This is a genomic window from Providencia alcalifaciens DSM 30120, from assembly GCF_000173415.1.
Lineage (GTDB): Bacteria > Pseudomonadota > Gammaproteobacteria > Enterobacterales > Enterobacteriaceae > Providencia > Providencia alcalifaciens.
In genome coordinates this window covers 123,352-143,942 of sequence record NZ_ABXW01000053.1, presented here as the reverse complement: position 1 = coordinate 143,942, position 20,591 = coordinate 123,352, and the positions used below count along the sequence as shown (strand labels likewise).

Sequence of the window (20,591 nt, the reverse complement as noted above, 5' to 3'; positions counted from 1 at the left end):
CGCTCATTGAATAATGATGATACTCCGTATGTGACGCATTAATAAGAAGAAATTTAGAAGGATTAGTTCGAAAAAACTGATGGTATTTGTATGAGATAACTAAAATCATAAAACAGACCAAAATATTATCTTTAGCCGCTTCATGATGATAAATAGAACAGTGGCATTATAACAAATTGAAATATAAGGATTTAAGAATGGATCCCATTCTGTCAGCATTACAGGCTGAAATTGAACAAACATCATTGCGTGATCAATGGCAATTAAAGAAACGCTTGCATGGCATAGTAAAAATACAAGACCCAAAATCCCGTATGGCAGTGATTGACGTGATTAAAGGGGATGTTGAAAAGGCGAAACAGAAAGTTGAGAAAAAACGCCTGAATATGCCAAAAATTGTTTACCCAGAAAACTTACCTGTTAGCCAAAAGAAACAAGCTATTTTTGATGCGATAAGTCAGCATCAAGTTGTGATTATTGCCGGAGAAACTGGCTCAGGTAAAACGACGCAGATCCCTAAAATTTGTCTAGAACTGGGGCGTGGAGTAAAAGGATTTATCGGTCATACTCAACCGCGGAGGCTGGCTGCTCGCTCTGTCGCTTCACGTTTAGCACAAGAATTAGAGTGTGAATTGGGTACAAATGTCGGTTATAAGGTTCGCTTTAGCGATCAGGTTAGTGATACCACTCAAGTTAAGTTAATGACGGATGGTATTTTATTAGCAGAATTACAAAATGATAAATTACTTCTGCAATACGACACCATTATTATCGATGAAGCTCACGAGCGGAGTTTAAATATCGATTTTATTTTAGGGTATTTACGTCAATTATTACCTAAACGCCCTGATTTAAAAGTCATTATTACGTCTGCAACCATTGATCCTGAAAGATTTTCTCGTCATTTCGGTCATGCGCCAATTGTGGAAGTCTCTGGGCGTACTTATCCAGTTGAAGTGCGATATCGTCCCATTATGGGCGATGATAATGACAGCGATCGTGACCAGATTGACGGCATTATTGATGCTGTTAATGAGCTTGGACGTGAAAGTGCAGGTGATATTCTGATCTTTATGAGCGGTGAGCGTGAAATTCGAGATACCGCTGACGCTTTATCCAAACTTCAATTACGTCACACCGAAATTTTGCCACTGTTCGCAAGGTTGTCTAACAGTGAACAAAATCGTATTTTCCATCCTCATGGTGGGCGTCGAATTATACTTGCAACGAACGTGGCAGAAACGTCGTTAACAGTACCCGGTATAAAATATGTTATTGATACAGGTTATGCGCGGATCAGCCGGTATAGTTATCGCACGAAAGTACAACGTTTGCCAGTAGAAGCGATTTCTCAAGCTTCCGCTAACCAGCGTAAAGGGCGGTGTGGACGTGTTTCAGATGGTATCTGTATTCGTTTGTATTCTGAAGAAGATTTCCTATCTCGACCTGAATTTACCGATCCTGAAATTCTGAGAACTAACTTGGCATCCGTCATTTTACAAATGACCTCGATAGGGCTTGGAGATATCGCTGCATTCCCATTTGTAGAAGCACCAGATAAGCGAAATATTCAAGACGGTGTCAAATTACTGGAAGAGCTCGGTGGGATCCAACCTCATAAGGAAGTAGACAAAGGATACCGTTTAACTGATATCGGCCGCCAGTTAGCACAATTACCCGTGGACCCACGTTTAGCGCGAATGGTGATTGAAGCACGAAAATATGGTGCGGTACGTGAAACGATGGTGATTGTTTCCGCATTGTCCATTCAAGACCCTCGTGAAAGACCGTTAGATAAACAGCAAGCTTCCGATGAAAAGCATCGACGCTTCCATGATAAGCAGTCAGATTTTCTGGCATTTTTAAATCTGTGGGATTATTTAAAACAACAGCAAGAGGAACTTTCTAACGCACAATTTAGAAAAATGTGTCGTCAGGATTTCCTTAACTACCTGCGGATTCGTGAGTGGCAAGATCTCTACACACAATTGCGTCAAGTGGTAAAAGAGCAAGGATTTGCTATCAATAGTGCGGCGGCAGATTTTCGCAGTATTCATGTCTCTTTATTGGCAGGGTTGTTATCACACGTTGGTCAAAAAGATGCGGAAAAACATGAATTTACCGGAGCAAGGAATGCCAGATTTACTATCTTCCCTGGGTCAGGTTTATTTAAAAAACCACCGAAATGGACGATGGTTGCTGAGCTGGTTGAAACCTCAAAATTATGGGGGCGTATTGCCGCGTCTATTGATCCTGAATGGATTGAGCCATTAGCGGAGCATTTGGTTAAACATCACTATAGTGAGCCACATTGGTCGAAGTCAGAAGGTGCCGTTATGGCATCAGAAAAAGTGACATTATATGGGCTTCCGATTGTGGCATCGCGCCAAGTCAATTATGGGGTGATTGATCCACTATTGTGCCGTGAATTATTCATTCGTCATGCCTTAGTGGAAGGGGATTGGAATACCCGTCACGCATTTTTTAAAGCTAACCTAAAATTGTTATCTGAAGTGGAAGATTTAGAACACAAATCACGCCGACGTGACATTTTGGTTGATGACGAAACGTTATTTGCGTTTTATGACCAACGTATTCCGAATGATGTGATCTCATCTCGCCATTTTGATAATTGGTGGAAAACTGTATCAAAACAGCAGCCGGATTTACTTAGTTTTGAAAAAAACATGCTGATCAAAGAGGATGCAAGTACCGTTTCCGCACTGGATTACCCCAATTACTGGTATCAGGGGGATCTTAAATTCCGCCTCAGTTACCAGTTTGAGCCGGGAACGGATGCTGATGGGGTTACTGTTCATATCCCATTGGCTATCTTAAATCAGGTACACAATGTTGGCTTTGATTGGCAGGTGCCAGGATTACGTCATGAATTGATTGTTGCGTTGATTAAATCATTGCCAAAACCAATCCGCCGTAATTTTGTGCCTGCGCCTAACTATGCTTCGGCATTTTTAGAGCGAGTTCCAACGCCTGAAGGCAGCGTGCTCGATAAATTAGAGCGTGAATTACGCCGAATGACTGGTGTGACAGTGGAACGCGAGTCTTGGCAGTTAGACCAACTGCCTGCGCATTTAAAAATGACCTATCGGGTGGTAAACGATAAAAATAAAACTGTCGCTGAAGGGCAAGATTTAGATGCTTTAAAAAATAGCCTTAAGGAAAAAGTGCAAGAAACACTGTCTGAAGTTGTGGATGATGGTATTGAGCAAAGTGGCTTACATATTTGGAGTTTCGGTGAACTGCCTCAACGTTATGAGCAAAAACGTGGCGGTTATTCTGTTAAAGCTTATCCTGCATTAGTCGATGAGAAGAACAGTGTAGGTATTCGGGTTTTCGAAACTGAATTTGAGCAGCAGCAAGCGATGTGGGGCGGAGTTCGTCGATTATTATTATTGAATATCCCATCACCGATTAAGTATCTTCATGAGAAATTGCCAAATAAATCTAAATTGGGCCTCTATTTTAACCCCTATGGTAAAGTGCTTGAATTAATTGATGATTGTATCGCATGTGGTATTGATCAGTTGATTGCAACATATGGTGGTGCGGTCTGGAATGAAGAGCAGTTTGAATCATTGAAAGAGTATGCTCGGGCAGAGTTGAATGATGTAGTTGTCAATATTGCGAAGCAGGTTGAGCAGATCTTAACCGCAGTATTTGCGATCAATAAACGATTAAAAGGACGTGTGGATTTTTCGATGGCATTGGCGTTGTCTGATGTAAAAGCACAAATGTCAGGGTTAGTCTTTAAGGGTTTTGTCACGGAGCAGGGCTGGAAGCGACTACCCGATATCTTGCGTTACTTAAATGGAATTGAGCGACGATTAGAAAAATTGGCGATTGATCCGAATCGTGACCGTGCGCAGATGAGTAAAGTTGAGCATGTGCAAACTCTGTGGCAACAGTGGATGAGTAAACTGACACCGCTGCAAAAACAATTACCTGAGGTACAAGAGGTTCGTTGGATGATTGAAGAGCTACGAATCAGTTTATTCGCTCAGCAGCTTGGAACACCTTATCCGATTTCAGATAAACGTATTATCCAAACGATGGAAAGTTTGACTCAGCAACTGTAATGAGCCAGTCAAGATAATCATTAACGCGTGAAGTGGGAACATTGCCACTCACGCGTTTTTTATTTCGTCATTCTAGTCTGTTTTGCTTTTTTAGTTACAACATGCTATTGGGTGATAATACATTTACCTTAACAACTGTGCTGTTGGTCATCATGCCAGTCACTCAGATAAATCAGGGGCAATTCCTTCGTACAATTTGTTGGGCAGCTAATTTAAACTGCATACCTTCATATCGATCTTGAGCTTTAATTTCTGCTCGTTTTTGTTGAAAGAAGCTTAACTGTTGTGGAGCTTGTTGAGTAACCGCAGAAATTTGTTGTGGTAGCGAGTGATTTCGCGCTAGTCCACGATTAATAAAAGAAGGGTTATCAGCAAACGTGACGGTCTGAGGGGGGATACGCATTTGAATCTCCTTATTTGATGAATGTATTTAAACACTACAACAGATAGAAGAGCGCGAGTTGTAAAAAACGCAGAGCTGAATAACGGGTAATAAAGAGAAGGGAATAGAAAGCGAGCTAAATTCAAGTGGTTAAGTTTAGCTCGCAGATAAAGTATGAATTACGCTAACAAGGAATATAACGCAGGTACAGAAGCGATTGCGATCGCCCACGCCAATACTTTTTCAATTAATTTAAGTGGTGCTTTTGCAGTTTGCTGTGAACGGGCATATAAAAAAATCAAGATCCCCGGAGCATACAGCACAACGGAAAGCATCAAGTTAATCAAACCAGAGGCATAAAGTAACCATAAGCCATACACACTTGCTACAAAACCGACAGCAAGCAACGCTTTACTGTGGCGTTCATAGGCAACTTTGACTAGAAATGCACCCACTAAAAAGTATGGAACCAAAATCATCTCTGAGGCGATGGTCAGCAGGGTATTGTAGTTACTGCCACTTAACCAAATAAGTACAAGTGATAATTGAACGGCGCCATTGGTTAGCCATAAAGATGAAGAAGGGGCATCATTCTTATTCAGTTTATTAAAAATCTTAGGAAATGATTGATATTGTGCGGCGATATATGGCACTTCAGCTGCCATGATTGTCCAGCTCAAGTAAGCGCCACACACTGAAATAATTAACCCTGCGGCGATAATAATGTCGCCACTCGAACCAATTAAGGAAACCATTAAAGTTGCCATGGAGGGGTTTTTAATATCAGCAAGATCGGCGCGAGGCATGATCCCAAGTGATAATAACGTAACAAGAATATAGATGATGAGAGCGGAGCTCACGGCAAAAATAGTTGCGAGACCAACATCACGACGATTTTTGGCTCTGGCTGAGACAACCACGGCACCCTCAATACCGATAAATACCCATAGAGTGATCAGCATTGTATCTTTAACTTGTTGCCAAACAGGGATACCAAGGTCAATGCCACTGAAATCCGCATCAAAAATATCGAGTTTGAAAGCAAAAAATGCCAGTACGATAAATAAGCCAAGAGGGACTAACTTTGCCATCGTTGCTAATTTATTAATCCCCGCAGCAGTTTGTACACCGCGCAGGACGAGATAATGCACAACCCACAATAAGATAGATTCACCGATCAAGGCTTGCCAAGTATTACCATCACCAAACACAATATGGTCTGGTGTATCGGTAAAGAAACTGATTGCAGCAAAAACAATGACTAAATAAGAAACGTTGGCGACAACGGCACACAACCAATAACCCCATGCGGAACAAAAGCCAATAAACTCACCGAATCCGACTTTTGCATAAGTAAATATTCCACCATCCAAATCAGGACGAATTCTGGAAAGAAATAAGAGAGAAAATGCAAGAAATAAGATCCCAACGCCCGTGATGGACCAGCCGATGATTAATGCTAACGGGCTCGCCACTTCAGCCATATTTTGTGGAAGGCTAAATACACCAGCACCTACCATGGAGCTAAGAACTAGCGCGGTAAGTGCGGTAAGGCTTAATGTATTTTTCAATGTATATCCTGGTTGTTGTGCAATCAAAAGTTAAAATCACGTTAAGATAGCAATGATATAAATAGATTCACTGTTACAGCTTTTAAATCCAGTTGGATCGCCTGCTAAATTAGAGTGTGGATTCTACGAATGAAATGCATCAGATGCAATGGGAAAATATGCACTTAACAAGATGTTTTATTCACTTTTTTTATTTCAAGGCAAACGGAAGGGGATTTTTAATCGGAATGTGTTCGAGCAAACAGCGACGTATAGCGATTCAATAAAAAAAGCCAGTTCGAATAGCAAACTGGCTTTCATCATAAAATAGAATAATAGATTATTTAAACAGGTCTGCACTGATGGTAACACTACCACCGTTTGACTGCCATTCACGAGTGATATGGTAGTACTTAGCACCTTTTGCTTCAGCACGTTTGGCGATTTGATAACGCACTTCTGGGGTATTTGTGTAATAACCTGAGAAGGTAATAGAATCAAATGGAACCATCATTGCTGCGGCGGTTTTGTTCACTTCTTCGATGACATAACCACTTGGTAAAGTCACACTCGTACGACCAGGTTGGCTTGTGGAGGTTTCAAAGAAACGACCTACGGCTGTTGTTGGTTCATCTGAACTTGCAACACCTGGGATCAGTACTTTATCTGCAGCTTCGCCACCTTGTGCTAACATCGCACGCCCTGCTTCTGAGTCAGCAGGGACAACGGCGTCTTCTTTTTGAATTTGTCGCTTAGGAGCATCTTTCTTATAGATATATGCCGTTGCTAAAGTATTACCACCATCATTCATGGCAACGTTACGAACCACATAAAAGGAGGCTGCGTCTTTTTCTTTAGCTTTTTTCGCGATTGCTTCGTATAAGTCAGGCTCGGATGGGTAGAAACCACTTACGGTAACGGTATCAAATGGTTGATACACTTTTGCATCCGCTTTAGACATTTCTTCTACACCACCGAAAACTCGGCGAGCGGGTTCTTCAACTTTTGGTGCATCTTTCGCATATACATCAGCAACAACACGCATGTTGCCACTGTCACCGACATCATCAAGGCTTTGAATGTAAAAGGCATATGCCCCCATCTTATCAGCCCTACGGGAAACTGCATCGGATGCTTCATAGATAGCATTAAAACGCCCAGTGACGGTTATACGCTCATAAGGTTGTAATTCAGTAGCCTGTTTTGGCGTTAATTCAACAGCCGCCTGTGTAGCGGTTATACTAGTTAATGATAGCACCGCGGCTGCGATGACCGTAGTTTTCAGCTTCATACAAAATCCTTCCGCCTTGCGCAATTTATTATAAACATGCTGAATAATAGTAGTAACACATGGCGGTGATTATTACACGTAACTGCCCATGTTGTCGCACTATTTTATTTTTATAAGACACAAATAATGATTGACTAGTCAAATTTACCAGTTTTTTTTAAGTATCCAGTATTTTATTGACCTAAAACTAAGATTTACACGGTGAATTCCATTTACTGTCTTAGAATCGTGATCAATTATGGATCAATAGGGTTAATTTCAGTAGGTTATTAGGACATTTTACAGCTGTTGAACGACAAAATAAGACTTTTCCTTTTGATAAGGCAGTCATTTTTTGAGCGAATAACCGACAACATAGATTACTTCGAGCTTTAAAAAGGGAATATTATGCGAATTGGTATACCAAGAGAACGACTTGCCAATGAAGCGCGTGTTGCCGCGACACCATCGACAGTGACTCAATTGCTAAAATTGGGTTTTTCAGTGTGTGTTGAGCAAAATGCGGGACATCTAGCAAGTTTTGATGATGCGGCTTACGAGCAAGCCGGTGCGGAAATTGTTGATTGTGAAAGTGCATTTGCTGCAGACATTGTATTTAAAGTGAATGCGCCACTATCAGATGAAATTCCTTTGTTAAAAGAAGGGGCGACCTTAGTCAGCTTTATTTGGCCGGCACAGAATCCTGATTTAATGGAGGCGTTGAAATCTCGTCATATCAACGTAATGGCTATGGATGCGGTACCTCGAATTTCTCGAGCGCAATCGTTAGATGCCTTAAGTTCAATGGCCAATATTGCGGGTTATCGTGCGATTGTCGAAGCTGCCCATGAATTTGGTCGCTTTTTTACGGGGCAAATTACCGCGGCAGGTAAGGTGCCACCAGCGAAAGTGATGATCATTGGTGCTGGCGTTGCAGGCTTGGCGGCCATTGGTGCCGCAGGAAGTTTAGGCGCAATTGTTCGTGCATTTGATACCCGCCCTGAAGTTAAAGAGCAGGTCCAAAGTATGGGCGCCGAATTCCTTGAATTGGATTTTAAAGAGGATGCAGGCAGCGGTGATGGCTACGCGAAAGTGATGTCTGAGGCATTTATTAAGGCGGAAATGGCATTATTTGCTGCGCAAGCAAAAGAGGTCGACATCATTGTAACGACCGCGTTAATACCAGGACGACCTGCGCCGAAGTTGATCACCAAAGAAATGGTTGAATCAATGAATCCCGGTAGCGTGATTGTTGACCTTGCAGCTCAAACTGGGGGTAACTGCGAACTCACTCAGGCTGATAAGTTAGTGGTTACAGATAATGGCGTTAAAATTATCGGTTACACAGACTTACCAAGCCGTTTACCAACCCAATCTTCTCAGTTATATGGCACTAACCTCGTTAACTTGATGAAACTGTTGTGTAAAGAGAAAGATGGCGAAATCACTATCGATTTCGACGACTTAGTGATTCGAGGTGTTACGGTGATTAAACAAGGGGAAATCACTTGGCCTGCACCGCCAATTCAAGTTTCAGCACAACCACAAGCTAAGCCGAAAGCGGTTGAGAAAGTGAAAGCGCCAGAGAAAAAAATGTCACCTATGACCAAAATGGTTCTTATGGCATTGGCTATCATTCTGTTTGGCTGGTTTGCAAATTCGGCGCCTGCTGAGTTTCTATCGCACTTCACTGTCTTTGCATTAGCCTGTGTGGTTGGATATTACGTGGTGTGGAATGTGACTCATGCATTACATACACCTTTAATGTCAGTAACAAATGCTATCTCGGGCATTATTGTTGTTGGTGCACTATTGCAGATTGGCAGTGGTGGCTGGGTAAGTTTCTTATCCTTTATTGCGATCTTGATCGCAAGCATCAATATTTTCGGTGGGTTCACAGTAACTCAACGTATGTTAAAAATGTTTCGTAAGGGATAAGGGGTAACTTATGTTGTCAAGTGGAGTTGTGACAGCAGCCTACATCGTTGCTGCTATCCTATTTATTTTTAGCCTTGCGGGGCTATCTCGTCATGAAAGTTCCCAACGTGGGAATACTTACGGCATTATTGGTATGGCGATCGCATTGATTGCGACTATTATGGGACCAAATAGTGCGAATGTGGGTTGGATGATTGTTGCGATGGTCATTGGTGCGGTCATCGGTATTCGTTTAGCCAAGAAAGTTGAAATGACAGAGATGCCAGAGCTGGTTGCTATTTTGCACAGTTTCGTGGGTTTGGCTGCGGTCCTTGTTGGTTTCAACAGCTTTATTGCGAGTGAAGGTCATGCCAGCAATGTGATGGAAAACATCCATTTAACTGAGGTCTTCTTGGGTATTTTCATTGGTGCCGTAACGTTTACTGGCTCAATTGTTGCTTATGGTAAATTGTCGGGAAAAATGTCATCTAAACCAATGATGCTACCGAATCGCCATAAGTTAAACCTTGCAGCTTTAGTTGTTTCCTTTGTTTTACTGGTCATCTTCGTTAAAACGGACAGTGTGGGCTTGCAAGTGTTCATGATGCTAATCATGACAGTCATAGCATTAGCTTTTGGTTGGCATTTAGTGGCATCGATTGGTGGTGCAGACATGCCCGTTGTTGTTTCGATGTTGAACTCTTATTCTGGATGGGCAGCCGCTGCGGCAGGTTTCATGCTCAGTAACGACTTACTGATTGTAACAGGGGCGTTAGTGGGTTCTTCGGGTGCGATCCTTTCTTATATTATGTGTAAAGCGATGAACCGTTCGTTTTTCAGCGTAATAGCGGGTGGGTTTGGTACTGATGGCTCATCAACAGGTTCGGAAGAAGAGATGGGCGAATATCGTGAAACGACAGCGGAAGAAGTTGCTGAAATGTTGAAAAATTCAACCTCAGTGATCATCACTCCAGGCTATGGTCTCGCGGTAGCACAAGCTCAGTACCCAGTGCATGATATTACGGCAAAACTACGTGAGCGCGGTATCAATGTTCGCTTTGGTATTCATCCAGTTGCGGGGCGCTTACCTGGACACATGAACGTCTTATTGGCTGAAGCAAAAGTCCCGTATGACATCGTATTAGAAATGGATGAGATCAACGATGATTTCTCCGAAACGGATACGGTACTGGTTATTGGTGCGAATGATACCGTGAACCCTGCGGCACAAGAAGATCCACATAGCCCAATTGCGGGAATGCCGGTATTAGAAGTGTGGAAAGCCAATAATGTTATTGTTTTTAAACGTTCAATGAATACAGGGTATGCTGGGGTACAAAACCCATTATTCTTCAAAGAGAATACCCAAATGTTATTTGGTGATGCAAAAGCTAGCGTAGATGCAATTTTAAAAGCGCTATAATTTATCATTATCTATAAAGTAAACGTAAACGCCCTGAATTCAGGGCGTTTTTATATCAGAAAATTATGTTTTTATTATTCATCGAATTTCGATTCATTGAAGTGGAATAAAAAAGCGCACAACTCTATTAATGCGCTTTTAATATTATGGACTGGGTTTAATCATCAGTGGCATTAATAGGACAAACAAAGCCATCCGGTTTGATTGCAAGCAAATCGCATTTTAGTTTATCAATAACATGCTCAGCGGTGTTCCCTAAAAATGCAGCGGAAAGCCCCGTACGACCCAATATACCGAGCACGACAACACCCGCATGCAACTCTTCACACATATCAGGAATAATTTTTTCAGGTAACCCTTCACGAACGTGAGTGTATTTCTCATCAATACCAAATTTCTGACGTAAGCTCTTCATGGCTATCAGATGCTGACCACGCAGTGCATTGTTATACAGACTAGGGTCAAAATCGGGAAGTTCAATCGCAATGTTCATCGGTGCGATAGGATAGGCGCTGACTAAATGAATTTCTTGTTCTTTGATGACTCTCTGGGCTAAATCTTGGGTTTTTTCGACGAGCTTGATATTCAAGTCATCGTGGTAGGATTCTTCATTGGAGAGATTGACGGCAACGACAACAGAGCCGTGGTCTGGCCATACTTTGTCTTTCACCATCCAAACAGGACATGGACATTTTCTTAATAAATGCCAATCGAGTGGGGTAAAAATGATAGATTCTAAATTGTCAGTTTGGTGAGCCATTTTCAGTAAAAGGTCATGCTGACCGTTAACCACTTCCTGGATAATGGCTTCATACGGTTTATTGTGCCAAATGACTTTGATTTCTATCTCAATTCCTGCTTCTAAATAGAAATGAGCTTGCTGCTTGATCCAAGCGGCTTTCTGGCTGATCACACCTTTGCGCATTGCATTGCGCTCTTCTGGCGAAAGTAGGGTGGTCATATCATAAGATAAGTCGTAGATAGGCAAAAATGCTTTTATCCGCCCGCCATTACGCTGCACGATATAAACTGCTCGCCTTAATGCCGGTTGATCATCCTGATTTGGGTCGATTGCTACTAGAAGATTTTTATAGTTAGCCATGCTGACATCCTCTCAATAAACGGATAGTTCCATCACTCTAAACTATGTTATTGGGGATAAATACGCAAGAAATGTGATTAAAAAGTAACAACGGATCACAAAGTTTGTGACCCGTTTATAGGAAAATTAGCAAGAAACAGGTGAAACTTTACCAGCGATATCAGTCAGTTTAGCCATATCGTCGATAGTGATATATTTGCCTTTAACACTCAGCATACCGCTTTTTTGGAAACGACCTAACAGACGGCTAATGGTCTCAACGGTTAAACCAAGGTAATTACCAATATCGCCGCGTGTCATGGTTAATCTAAACTCTCTTGGAGAAAAACCACGTTCAGCAAAACGATGAGATAGGTTCAGAATAAATGCAGCTAAACGCTCTTCCGCATTCTTCTTCGATAATAAGAGGATCATTTCTTGGTCCCCTTTAATTTCACCGCTCATCAAGCGCATAATTTGCTGACGCAAGTTAGGCATTTTGCCAGATAAATCGTCCAGCGTTTCAAATGGAATTTCACAAACCATTGAAGTTTCTAACGCTTGTGCGAAACTAGGATGTTGTGTATGAATAATGGCATCAAATCCAACAAGGTCACCTGCTAAATGGAAACCTGTAATTTGTTCATCACCTTCTTCTGTAATCGTGTAGCTTTTAATCGTGCCAGAGCGGATTGCGTATAAAGAACGTAATTCATCACCCGCTTTAAATAAAGCCTGGCCTTTTTGAATCGGTTTTTTACGTTCGATAATATTATCGAGTTGATCCAGTTCGTGTTCATTCAATGTAAAAGGGATGCAAAGTTGACTAATACTGCAATCCTGGCAATGAATAGCACAACCACCAGACTGGATGCGACGAACAACTCTTTTTTCTGGGATCATATTAAATGCTCAATCAGGTTAAAATTATTGATATGAGTCAATTTTAGCATAAGATAAGACAACAGGTAAGATCTATATAAGACAGAATCAGGTTCTTAATTAAAAAAGCAAAGAATGCTAAATTTACCAATCTAATAGATTTAGCAGATCATGCTAAACTACGGCATATTAATAATTTCATGAGTTGACATATATTAAATACATAAATTTAATATATAAAAAAGGGAATAAAAGACTCAATAAAAACAGGTTTTATTTTAGGTGATTTATTAGCATTAAATTAACACAAGAATAAACATAAAAATATCATTTTTTCCTATCAGTTTATAAAAAGAGGTCATAATGAGTAACAATTTTATGTCATTGCCGCCACTAATGACAGCTGTAGACATTATAGAGCCTAGCGTTTCAGATGAACTGCAATTAATAGAAATTCCACTCCCAAAATTACTCGCTGGTCACTTAATTGTTAAAGTTGAAGCTGCCGGTGTTAACCGTCCTGATATTTTTCAGCGCAAAGGGTCATACCCACCACCTCCTGACGCTTCACCGATCATGGGACTTGAAGTCTCTGGTACTGTTGTGGCTAAAGCGGATGATGTCACTCAGTGGAACATTGGTGATCGTATTTGTGCTCTTGTTGCGGGTGGGGGATATGCAGAATATTGCCTAGTACACCAAGATATCGCGTTACCACTTGGAAATTTATCCTTTGAAGAAGGCGCGGCAATTCCTGAAAACTTTTTTACAGTTTGGGCGAATATGTTCCAAATTGGGCAGTTAAAACAAGGGGAAACCGTGCTTATACATGGAGGAACTTCGGGCATTGGTAGCGTAGCAATAATGTTAGCTAAAGCGTTTGGGGCTACGGTGATAACGACCGTTGGCTCAGAAGAAAAAGCCGCGGTTGCGAAATCGCTTGGTGCAGACTGTGTGATTAACTATCGCACGAATGACTTTGTCACAGCCACTCAAGATTTTACGAGCCATAAAGGTGTGAATATGGTTGTCGATATTATTGGCGGTGATTATGTCAGTAAAAACTATGTTGTTGCGGCAAAATTTGGGCGAATTATTCAAATTGGTATGATGAAAGGTAACCCAACTCAGCTCAACATGATGCCATTAATGGTGAAGCGTTTAATTCACACGGGATCGACAATGCGTTCTCGAAGTAATGAAGAAAAAGCACAAATCGCGAGAGAGTTATATCAGCAGGTTTGGGATATAGTCCAAAGCGGTAAAATAAAACCAATAATTAACAAAATATATACATTAAACCAAGTGGAGAGTGCGCATCAACACATGGAGTCAGGTGATTTGATTGGTAAAATTATATTAATAAACAGATAGATGAATGTTGATTTTTTCTCTTTTTTTATATGATTAGATAACGATAACTTAGGGTATTATTTTTTATTTATAACAAATAATTTACATTATCAAGTCTTTTAAGCGTAAATATCTCTTTACAGACAATTAATTTTTGAATTTTTGTGGCTGTCCACAAATCCGAACAAAATTGAGGTGAGTTTGTTAATGTTTTAATGAAGATGGATTATATCTATAGACAAGTTGGCTCATTAACGGCTTGTCTACCACTGAATATAGGTTAAGTGATATAAGTCTAGTCATATCATTAACAAGTTGTCATTCGACACAGACATTCCCCCGTTATTGCACTTTCCAATGATAATAAGTTGAGTAACTTAATGCAGCTGGTGCCAGCCAGCTGTAGTTTGAAGGTGTAGTGATAATGAATAATTTTAAAAATAAAAATATGAACGTTGATGCATTGTTCCTAGGACCAAAATCTGAAAATGCCGTATTTTTCAGAGAAATGATGGAATATGCCGTCACTGAGCATATGCACTGGCGTTCGGGATATCATCCTGAAGATCCAGATTTAGTGACTACCGTCGATAGATATGCACCGGAGTATCGGGATACGTTATATCGTACAGAAGGCATTCTTAACCAGCTTTCCTCTAAGTTGAAAACAACCTCAGTGCCGTGGTTTTCACCGCGTTATATGGGGCATATGAATGCAGATACGTTGATGATTTCCAACCTCGCCTATGTCATGGCGATGATGTATAACCCCAATAATTGCGCCCAAGAATCCTCTCCAACTACCACCGTATTAGAAATTGAAGCAGGGTTAGATTTATGTGGGATGTTTGGGTATGACTTACAGACATCATGGGGACACATTACTTCAGGGGGCACCGTTGCTAACTATGAAGGGTTATGGGTCGCAAGGAATATCAAAACATTACCTTTAGCGATAGCCACTCATCCTCAAGCCCAAAATCTGTTATCAGATACATCAGAAAAAGCCTTGCTGAATATGCGTACGAGTGAGGTACTTGATCTGATTGATGAACTAAAAAAGCAAGGGATATTCGAAGAGATCCGTGATTTAACTTGTCGAGGAACTGGGGTAGAGCAAGGAAAACTGGGTAAATTATTAGTGCCACAATCCAAACATTACTCTTGGATGAAAGTGATGGATATCCTAGGGTTAGGGCAACAGAATATCGTCCAACTCCCAGTGAATAAAAGCTATCGTACGGACGTACCGAAAATGCGTGACATCGTGTTCTCGTTGATTGAAAAAGGGGAGCCAATTCTTGCGGTTGTGGCTGTTGTTGGCACCACTGAAACAGGGGCAATTGATAATGTTGCCGAAGTTATCAAATTACGCGAAGAGTGCGAACACCGTTTTGGTGTTTCATTCTATGTCCATATTGATGCCGCATATGCGGGCTATGCCTGTGCAATGTTCCGTGATGAAAACAACCAATTCCTTGAATATGATGAGCTGATTGAACGTTATCATCATGAGGGTGTTTTCCCTTCGGATGTAGTGTGGCCAAAACCTGACGTTTATCAAAGCTTCCGAGCCTTAAATCAAGCGGACTCTATTACAGTGGATCCGCATAAAGTTGGCTTTATTCCTTATGCAGCAGGTGCTATCTGTATGAAGGATAAGCGTATTGTCGATTTGATCTCCTATCATGCTGCGTACGTATTTGAAGAAGTCAAAGAGAGCAGTCGCAAAACTGACAAACAACAAAATGTGTTGTTGGGCTCATCAATTATGGAAGGCTCTAAAGCGGGTGCCACGGCAGCGGCGGTATGGGCTGCGCATCGGTTAGTGCCACTAAACTTATTGGGGTATGGCAAGGTGATTGCCGCGGGTGTCACTACAGCGAATTGGATGATTGAAAAAATCAATGCGAGCGAACCATTCATCATTGATGATCGCGAATTCACGCTTGCTGCTATGCCCACTCCTGATTTTCACATGATCAACTTTATGTTTAGGGAGAAAGGGAATACCTCTTTGGAAAAACAGAATCATTTAAATAAACGCCTATATGAGCTGTGTTCTTATGCCGCTGGGCGTACATACGCAAATGATTTCTTAACCTCATCAACGTCATTAACTTACGAGGAATACGGTGATAATCCTCAAAGTCTGTGTCTAGATGCAAACTTTAATGAAGATGAATGGCATAAAGTCCACTCTATTTATGTATTAAGGGCTGCAATCATGACGCATTGCCTGCGTGATAAACAACATTTCGAAAGCTACTGGAATGAATTAAGAAACATCTTTGAAGACAAATTACAACAACTCATTGATGAAGAAAATAAACGTCATCATTCCATCCAAAAAGTTAGTGTTTAATTAATTTTGTTAGGATCTCAATATGAAAAATCGCACACTTGGTAGTGTTTTTATTGTTGCAGGTACTACGATCGGTGCTGGAATGTTGGCGATGCCAATTGCAGCAGGCAGTAATGGATTTTCAGTCAGTTTAGTCATGTTATTTGGATTATGGGCATTGATGTGTTACACCGCACTTTTGTTGGTTGAAGTGTATCAGCATGAGTCTCACGAGACTGGAATAGGTAGCGTTGCACAACGTTATTTAGGTTCGAGTGGGAAGTTTATTACTGGTTTTAGCATGATGTTTTTAATGTATGCTTTAACTGCCGCGTATGTAACTGGTGCGGGTCAGATCATCACATCAAATCTAAAAGGCAGCTTTGCTATCGAAATGGCTGACTGGATGGGGATAGTTGTATTTACGATTATTGGTGGTGGAGTGGTCTGTTTTGGGACATCATCCGTGGATTTTATTAACCGAATTTTATTTACGGCTAAAATTGTCTTTTTAGTGATCATTTTGGCAATGATGTTCCCTCATGTTGAACAATTGAATTTACTCTCAGCTCCGACAGACAAAATCCTTATCCTTGCCGCTATCCCTGTGTTCTTTACCTCATTTGGTTTCCACGGGAGTGTACCGAGTGTGGTGAAATATATGGGTGGGGATGTTAAAAAGCTAAGAGTTATCTTTATATTAGGTAGTGCAATTCCGTTAGTTGCTTATATTTTATGGCAGATAGCCACTTTGGGTAGCATTGGAACGAATACGTTTGTAGGCATTTTAGCAGAGAACTCTGGGCTGAATGGATTACTGGAAGCGATTAAATCTGTTGCTCAGTCAGGTAAAACTGAATTGGTCGCGCAGATGTTTATGAGCCTTGCATTAGCCACATCATTCCTTGGGGTTGCATTAGGATTATTCGACTTTTTGGCAGATTTATTTAAGCGTCAGGATAATGCGGCAGGGCGTATACAAACGGGTCTACTAACATTTTTACCACCATTAGTTTTCGCGCTGTTCTATCCAAAAGGTTTTGTGATGGCATTAGGTTATGCTGCGATCGCATTATCTATTTTAGCGTTATTGCTCCCGAGTGCGATGGCATTAAAATCCCGCCATATTAACCCTCGTAAATATCAAGTACTCGGTGGTAAACCTGCTTTATTCATTGTGTTCCTCTGTGGCATCGTTGTTATTGGAATTCAATTAGGCATTGTTTTTAAATTATTGCCGGATATCGGCTAACACTAACGAGTTATTTTTATAGTACAAAAAGCCCGTTCTCTCTCAGAACTGGCTTTTTTCATTTACAGAGATCACTAAAAACACGTTTTGCACCTTTCACTCCAATTTTTCCCGCTATTATAATGATAATAATTATCATTAGCACATTGTGATAAAAACAGATATATCTAATTCTGGCATTATTCCGAAAACAGATTACAATATTAGATATATCGGTTTTTAATTTTTTGCACATTCACTGAGATATCAAATGGACAATCAACAACCTCTCGAAACATGTTTATGTGAGGGAAAAAGTGTTCGACGTATGTTTAACCCTAAACAGCTGCGCATTTATATTTTGCATTTACTCGTAGATGGCGCGAATTATGGTTATGAACTGATAAAAAAAATCAGTGAGGAAACTGCAGGCTTTTACTGCCCAAGTCCTGGGGTTATTTATCCTACATTGACATTACTGGAAGATCTTGGATTTATTTCAACCAGTAAAGAAACAGGAAAAGGGCGTAAGTGTTTTACGATTACTCCAGAGGGGCGCTGTTTTTTACTTTTAAAGGCTGACATCCTCGCGGAAGTCAAAATAAAACTAAATTATGCACAAGAACTGAAGGCAGGTAATCAGTTTGCCAATGAAATTGAGTTAGCGGTAGATAAATTTAAGTCTTTACTCAGACATAAAATTGTTTTGCAACAATTGTCTAAGAAGGAATCAGCTCAGGTAGTCGAGATTATTAACCAAGCAGTGAATCGAATTGAACAGGTGAATGCTGCGCTATTAATCACAGAATAAATTGAAGTAGAAGGAAAATAACATGGCAAAAACCCGTCATATTATCCAAGTAAAAGAGCAAATTCAGATGAAAGAAACCATGCAGCCGGAACAAGCGACACAAGTGGAAGAAAATAAGCAGGTTGAACCGAAAGAAAAACAGCCTGATTCAGTACCAAAGAATAAAGCTAAATTTAAAGAAGTCGTTTGCCCAAGCGTCCCAATGTCTTACTTTAAGCGGGCAAAAAAACAGAAATACTAAGTTAATATTGTGGCAAAACAGTTATTCATAAACTGAGAGTGAATAGAGTGAAATTCACAAAGTTTCACTAATGAAAATTTGCGTTACTTTATTAATAATTATTTTGTCACTGGATGTATCGAATGAAAGGCCCTAGAACACGATATGTGCACTAGAGCCTTTATTATTTTAGATATTCAATAATGCTTGGATTCGTGCGATTTCTTCAATCCATTGTCGCTGAAGTTGCGGCTTCTGATGTGAAACTTTGCGTTGCTTATCAGCGTCTAGCTTTTCTTCCAGTGCCAATAACTGTTCAAGCAAGGCATCTTCATGAGAATGGACCACTTCAGTCTGTGTATTTTCTGAAGTTAAATTGGCTTGACTCGTCTTGAATACACCGTCTGAAGCGGTAGATTGCGCTTCTATCTGTTGGTATAGTGAATCAAGATTTAAGTACTCCTCTAAGCGATTATTGTGAATATACCAATAACGCTGACAACTATTCTCAATTAGCCACTTATCATGGCTAACAACTAATAGCGCCCCTTCGAATTGAGCAATTTGCTCACTCAAGGCTTCCTTACCTTCAAGATCGAGGTGGTTAGTCGGTTCATCCAGCAAAATTAACGCATATTGCGCTAAACTGAGCCCAATAAATAATAAGCGAGCCCGTTCACCCCCGCTTAAGGTTGCTACTTTCTGTTGATGGCGTGGATAAGCAAAGCCTGCACTGATCAGTGCCATTTTTCGTTGCTCATCGGTAAGGGGAGCAAAGTGGCGTAATGCATCGAGTAAACTGTCATTATCATTCAGCTGTTCTAATTGCTGGTCGTAATAACCAACAGAAATCGTGGGATGAAACTTCAGTTGCATTTCGTGACGTAAATCAGCGAGATACTGTTGCCAAATTAAGCGCAATAAGGTGGATTTTCCACAACCATTTGCACCCATAATCGCAATGCGATCACCACTTTTTACTTGGGTAAATGGCACTGAAAACAGACATTGCCCATCAGGTGTCAATACTTGGGTGTTATCAAACTCAAGGACGCGATTGGCAGGAATCGATTTGCCATTGAGTCGTAATTGCCATTGATAACCGTCAGTAAGGTCAGTTTGTTCCTCTTTTAAACGGTCTATCTGTTTTTCCATCTGTTTTGCTTTTCGAGAAAGTCCTTCATTATCATAAACTTTACCCCAAATAGCTAAACGTTTGGCACTAGAGGCAATACGATCAATTTCCTTTTGCTCTGCTTGGTAGCGATGCTCATCAGTACGATCCGTCTCCGCTAGCGCTTGGCGCGCTAAACTGCATGGAAGTCGGTAAAAATGTAAGGTTTTATCCCGTAATATCCACGTACTGTTAGTAACTTTATCCAGTAAAGATTGATCGTGAGAAACCAACACAAAACTGCCTTTCCAATTTTGTAGAAAATTTCCTAACCAAATAAGAGTAGGTAAATCGAGGTGGTTGCTCGGTTCATCTAACAATAATAAGTCAGGCTGGCAGATTAATGCACGTCCCAGTAGTAAACGGGTATGTTGACCACCGCTAATAGCATTGGCAGATTGCTCCCATTGATGAGGTGCAAACCCTAATTCCGTCAACAACATTTCTGCTCGCCAACGCTTAGAGGCTTGCTCTTGCGGAGGCAGTTTTTGCAGCAATGCATCGATTAATGTTAAGGGTGCCACTTCCGCAGGAAGATGTTGCTCGATATAAGCAGTAATACAATGATTAGCATAAGTAATTTGCCCACTATTTGGAGATAACTGGGAAGTTAATAACTTTAATAGGGTACTTTTGCCGCTACCATTGTGACCAATCAGCCCTATACGATCACCTTGCAATAAAGTGAAACTGATATCTGACAGTAATGATGTGGTTGATGTATCGTAGTTTAATGATTTTACGGATAATAATGTGCTCATAGCTTACTCAAATTTTAGGCGTAAAAACGCCGGGTAATGTCATTACAACAACCCAGTAAGCTGAGAAAAGACTCTTTAGCTGCTTTGCTCAGGCA

The 20,591-nt window shown here is 40.8% G+C and carries 14 protein-coding genes; 8 read left to right on the top strand and 6 right to left on the bottom strand.

All coding sequences use genetic code 11. From position 1 onward, the window contains the following. Positions 1 to 197 precede the first annotated feature (197 nt). Positions 198 to 4,097: an ATP-dependent RNA helicase HrpA gene (hrpA, locus tag PROVALCAL_RS13665; protein WP_006659888.1), complete on the top strand. Its 3,900-nt coding sequence runs from the start codon at positions 198 to 200 to the stop codon at positions 4,095 to 4,097. Positions 4,098 to 4,269: 172 nt separating this feature from the next. On the opposite strand, the gene PROVALCAL_RS13660 is transcribed toward hrpA, so the two are convergent. The 3 genes from PROVALCAL_RS13660 to ydgH all read right to left on the bottom strand — a co-directional run bounded on the left by PROVALCAL_RS13660 (position 4,270) and on the right by ydgH (position 7,320). Further along, positions 4,270 to 4,500: a hypothetical protein gene (locus tag PROVALCAL_RS13660; RefSeq protein ID WP_006659887.1), complete on the bottom strand. Its 231-nt coding sequence runs from the start codon at positions 4,498 to 4,500 to the stop codon at positions 4,270 to 4,272. A 158-nt stretch (positions 4,501 to 4,658) separates the two neighbouring features. Continuing rightward, positions 4,659 to 5,999 carry a basic amino acid/polyamine antiporter gene (locus tag PROVALCAL_RS13655; protein ID WP_006659886.1) on the bottom strand — a complete coding sequence of 447 codons (1,341 nt, stop codon included), beginning with the start codon at positions 5,997 to 5,999 and terminating at the stop codon, positions 4,659 to 4,661. Between the two features lie 370 nt (positions 6,000 to 6,369). Next, complete coding sequence (gene ydgH / locus PROVALCAL_RS13650) at positions 6,370 to 7,320, bottom strand: DUF1471 family protein YdgH (protein ID WP_006659884.1); 951 nt, start codon at positions 7,318 to 7,320, stop codon at positions 6,370 to 6,372. 387 nt (positions 7,321 to 7,707) lie between these two features. Here ydgH and pntA point away from each other — a divergent pair, with 387 nt between their 5' ends. Both pntA and pntB read left to right on the top strand, forming a co-directional pair. Further along, a complete protein-coding gene (gene pntA, locus PROVALCAL_RS13645; RefSeq protein WP_006659883.1) occupies positions 7,708 to 9,237 on the top strand; it encodes a Re/Si-specific NAD(P)(+) transhydrogenase subunit alpha in 1,530 nt (509 codons plus the stop codon). Positions 9,238 to 9,250: 13 nt separating this feature from the next. After that, entirely contained in the window at positions 9,251 to 10,639 is a 1,389-nt protein-coding gene (pntB, locus tag PROVALCAL_RS13640; protein ID WP_039862129.1) for a Re/Si-specific NAD(P)(+) transhydrogenase subunit beta, read from the top strand. 157 nt (positions 10,640 to 10,796) lie between these two features. On the opposite strand, the gene uspE is transcribed toward pntB, so the two are convergent. Together uspE and PROVALCAL_RS13630 are read right to left on the bottom strand one after the other, a co-directional pair. After that, entirely contained in the window at positions 10,797 to 11,741 is a 945-nt protein-coding gene (uspE, locus tag PROVALCAL_RS13635) for a universal stress protein UspE (RefSeq protein WP_006659881.1), read from the bottom strand. A gap of 126 nt (positions 11,742 to 11,867) precedes the next feature. Continuing rightward, a complete protein-coding gene (locus PROVALCAL_RS13630; RefSeq protein WP_006659880.1) occupies positions 11,868 to 12,623 on the bottom strand; it encodes an FNR family transcription factor in 756 nt (251 codons plus the stop codon). 342 nt (positions 12,624 to 12,965) lie between these two features. On the opposite strand from PROVALCAL_RS13630, the gene PROVALCAL_RS13625 reads away from it, so the two are divergent. The 5 genes from PROVALCAL_RS13625 (at position 12,966) to PROVALCAL_RS13605 (ending at position 18,582) form a co-directional block, all read left to right on the top strand. Continuing rightward, on the top strand, positions 12,966 to 13,976 hold the full coding sequence (locus PROVALCAL_RS13625) for an NAD(P)H-quinone oxidoreductase (protein WP_117584518.1): 1,011 nt from the start codon (positions 12,966 to 12,968) through the stop codon (positions 13,974 to 13,976). Positions 13,977 to 14,379: 403 nt separating this feature from the next. After that, positions 14,380 to 16,320: a pyridoxal phosphate-dependent decarboxylase family protein gene (locus PROVALCAL_RS13620; protein WP_006659878.1), complete on the top strand. Its 1,941-nt coding sequence runs from the start codon at positions 14,380 to 14,382 to the stop codon at positions 16,318 to 16,320. Positions 16,321 to 16,402: 82 nt separating this feature from the next. Next, entirely contained in the window at positions 16,403 to 17,551 is a 1,149-nt protein-coding gene (tyrP, locus tag PROVALCAL_RS13615) for a tyrosine transporter TyrP (protein WP_228075365.1), read from the top strand. A gap of 250 nt (positions 17,552 to 17,801) precedes the next feature. Next, a complete protein-coding gene (locus PROVALCAL_RS13610; protein WP_006659876.1) occupies positions 17,802 to 18,341 on the top strand; it encodes a PadR family transcriptional regulator in 540 nt (179 codons plus the stop codon). Between the two features lie 22 nt (positions 18,342 to 18,363). Next, positions 18,364 to 18,582, top strand: a complete 219-nt coding sequence (locus tag PROVALCAL_RS13605; RefSeq protein WP_006659875.1) for a hypothetical protein — start codon at positions 18,364 to 18,366, stop codon at positions 18,580 to 18,582. A gap of 168 nt (positions 18,583 to 18,750) precedes the next feature. On the opposite strand, the gene PROVALCAL_RS13600 is transcribed toward PROVALCAL_RS13605, so the two are convergent. Next, positions 18,751 to 20,496, bottom strand: a complete 1,746-nt coding sequence (locus PROVALCAL_RS13600) for an ABC-F family ATP-binding cassette domain-containing protein (RefSeq protein ID WP_039862069.1) — start codon at positions 20,494 to 20,496, stop codon at positions 18,751 to 18,753. Between the last annotated feature and the right edge of the window lie 95 nt (positions 20,497 to 20,591).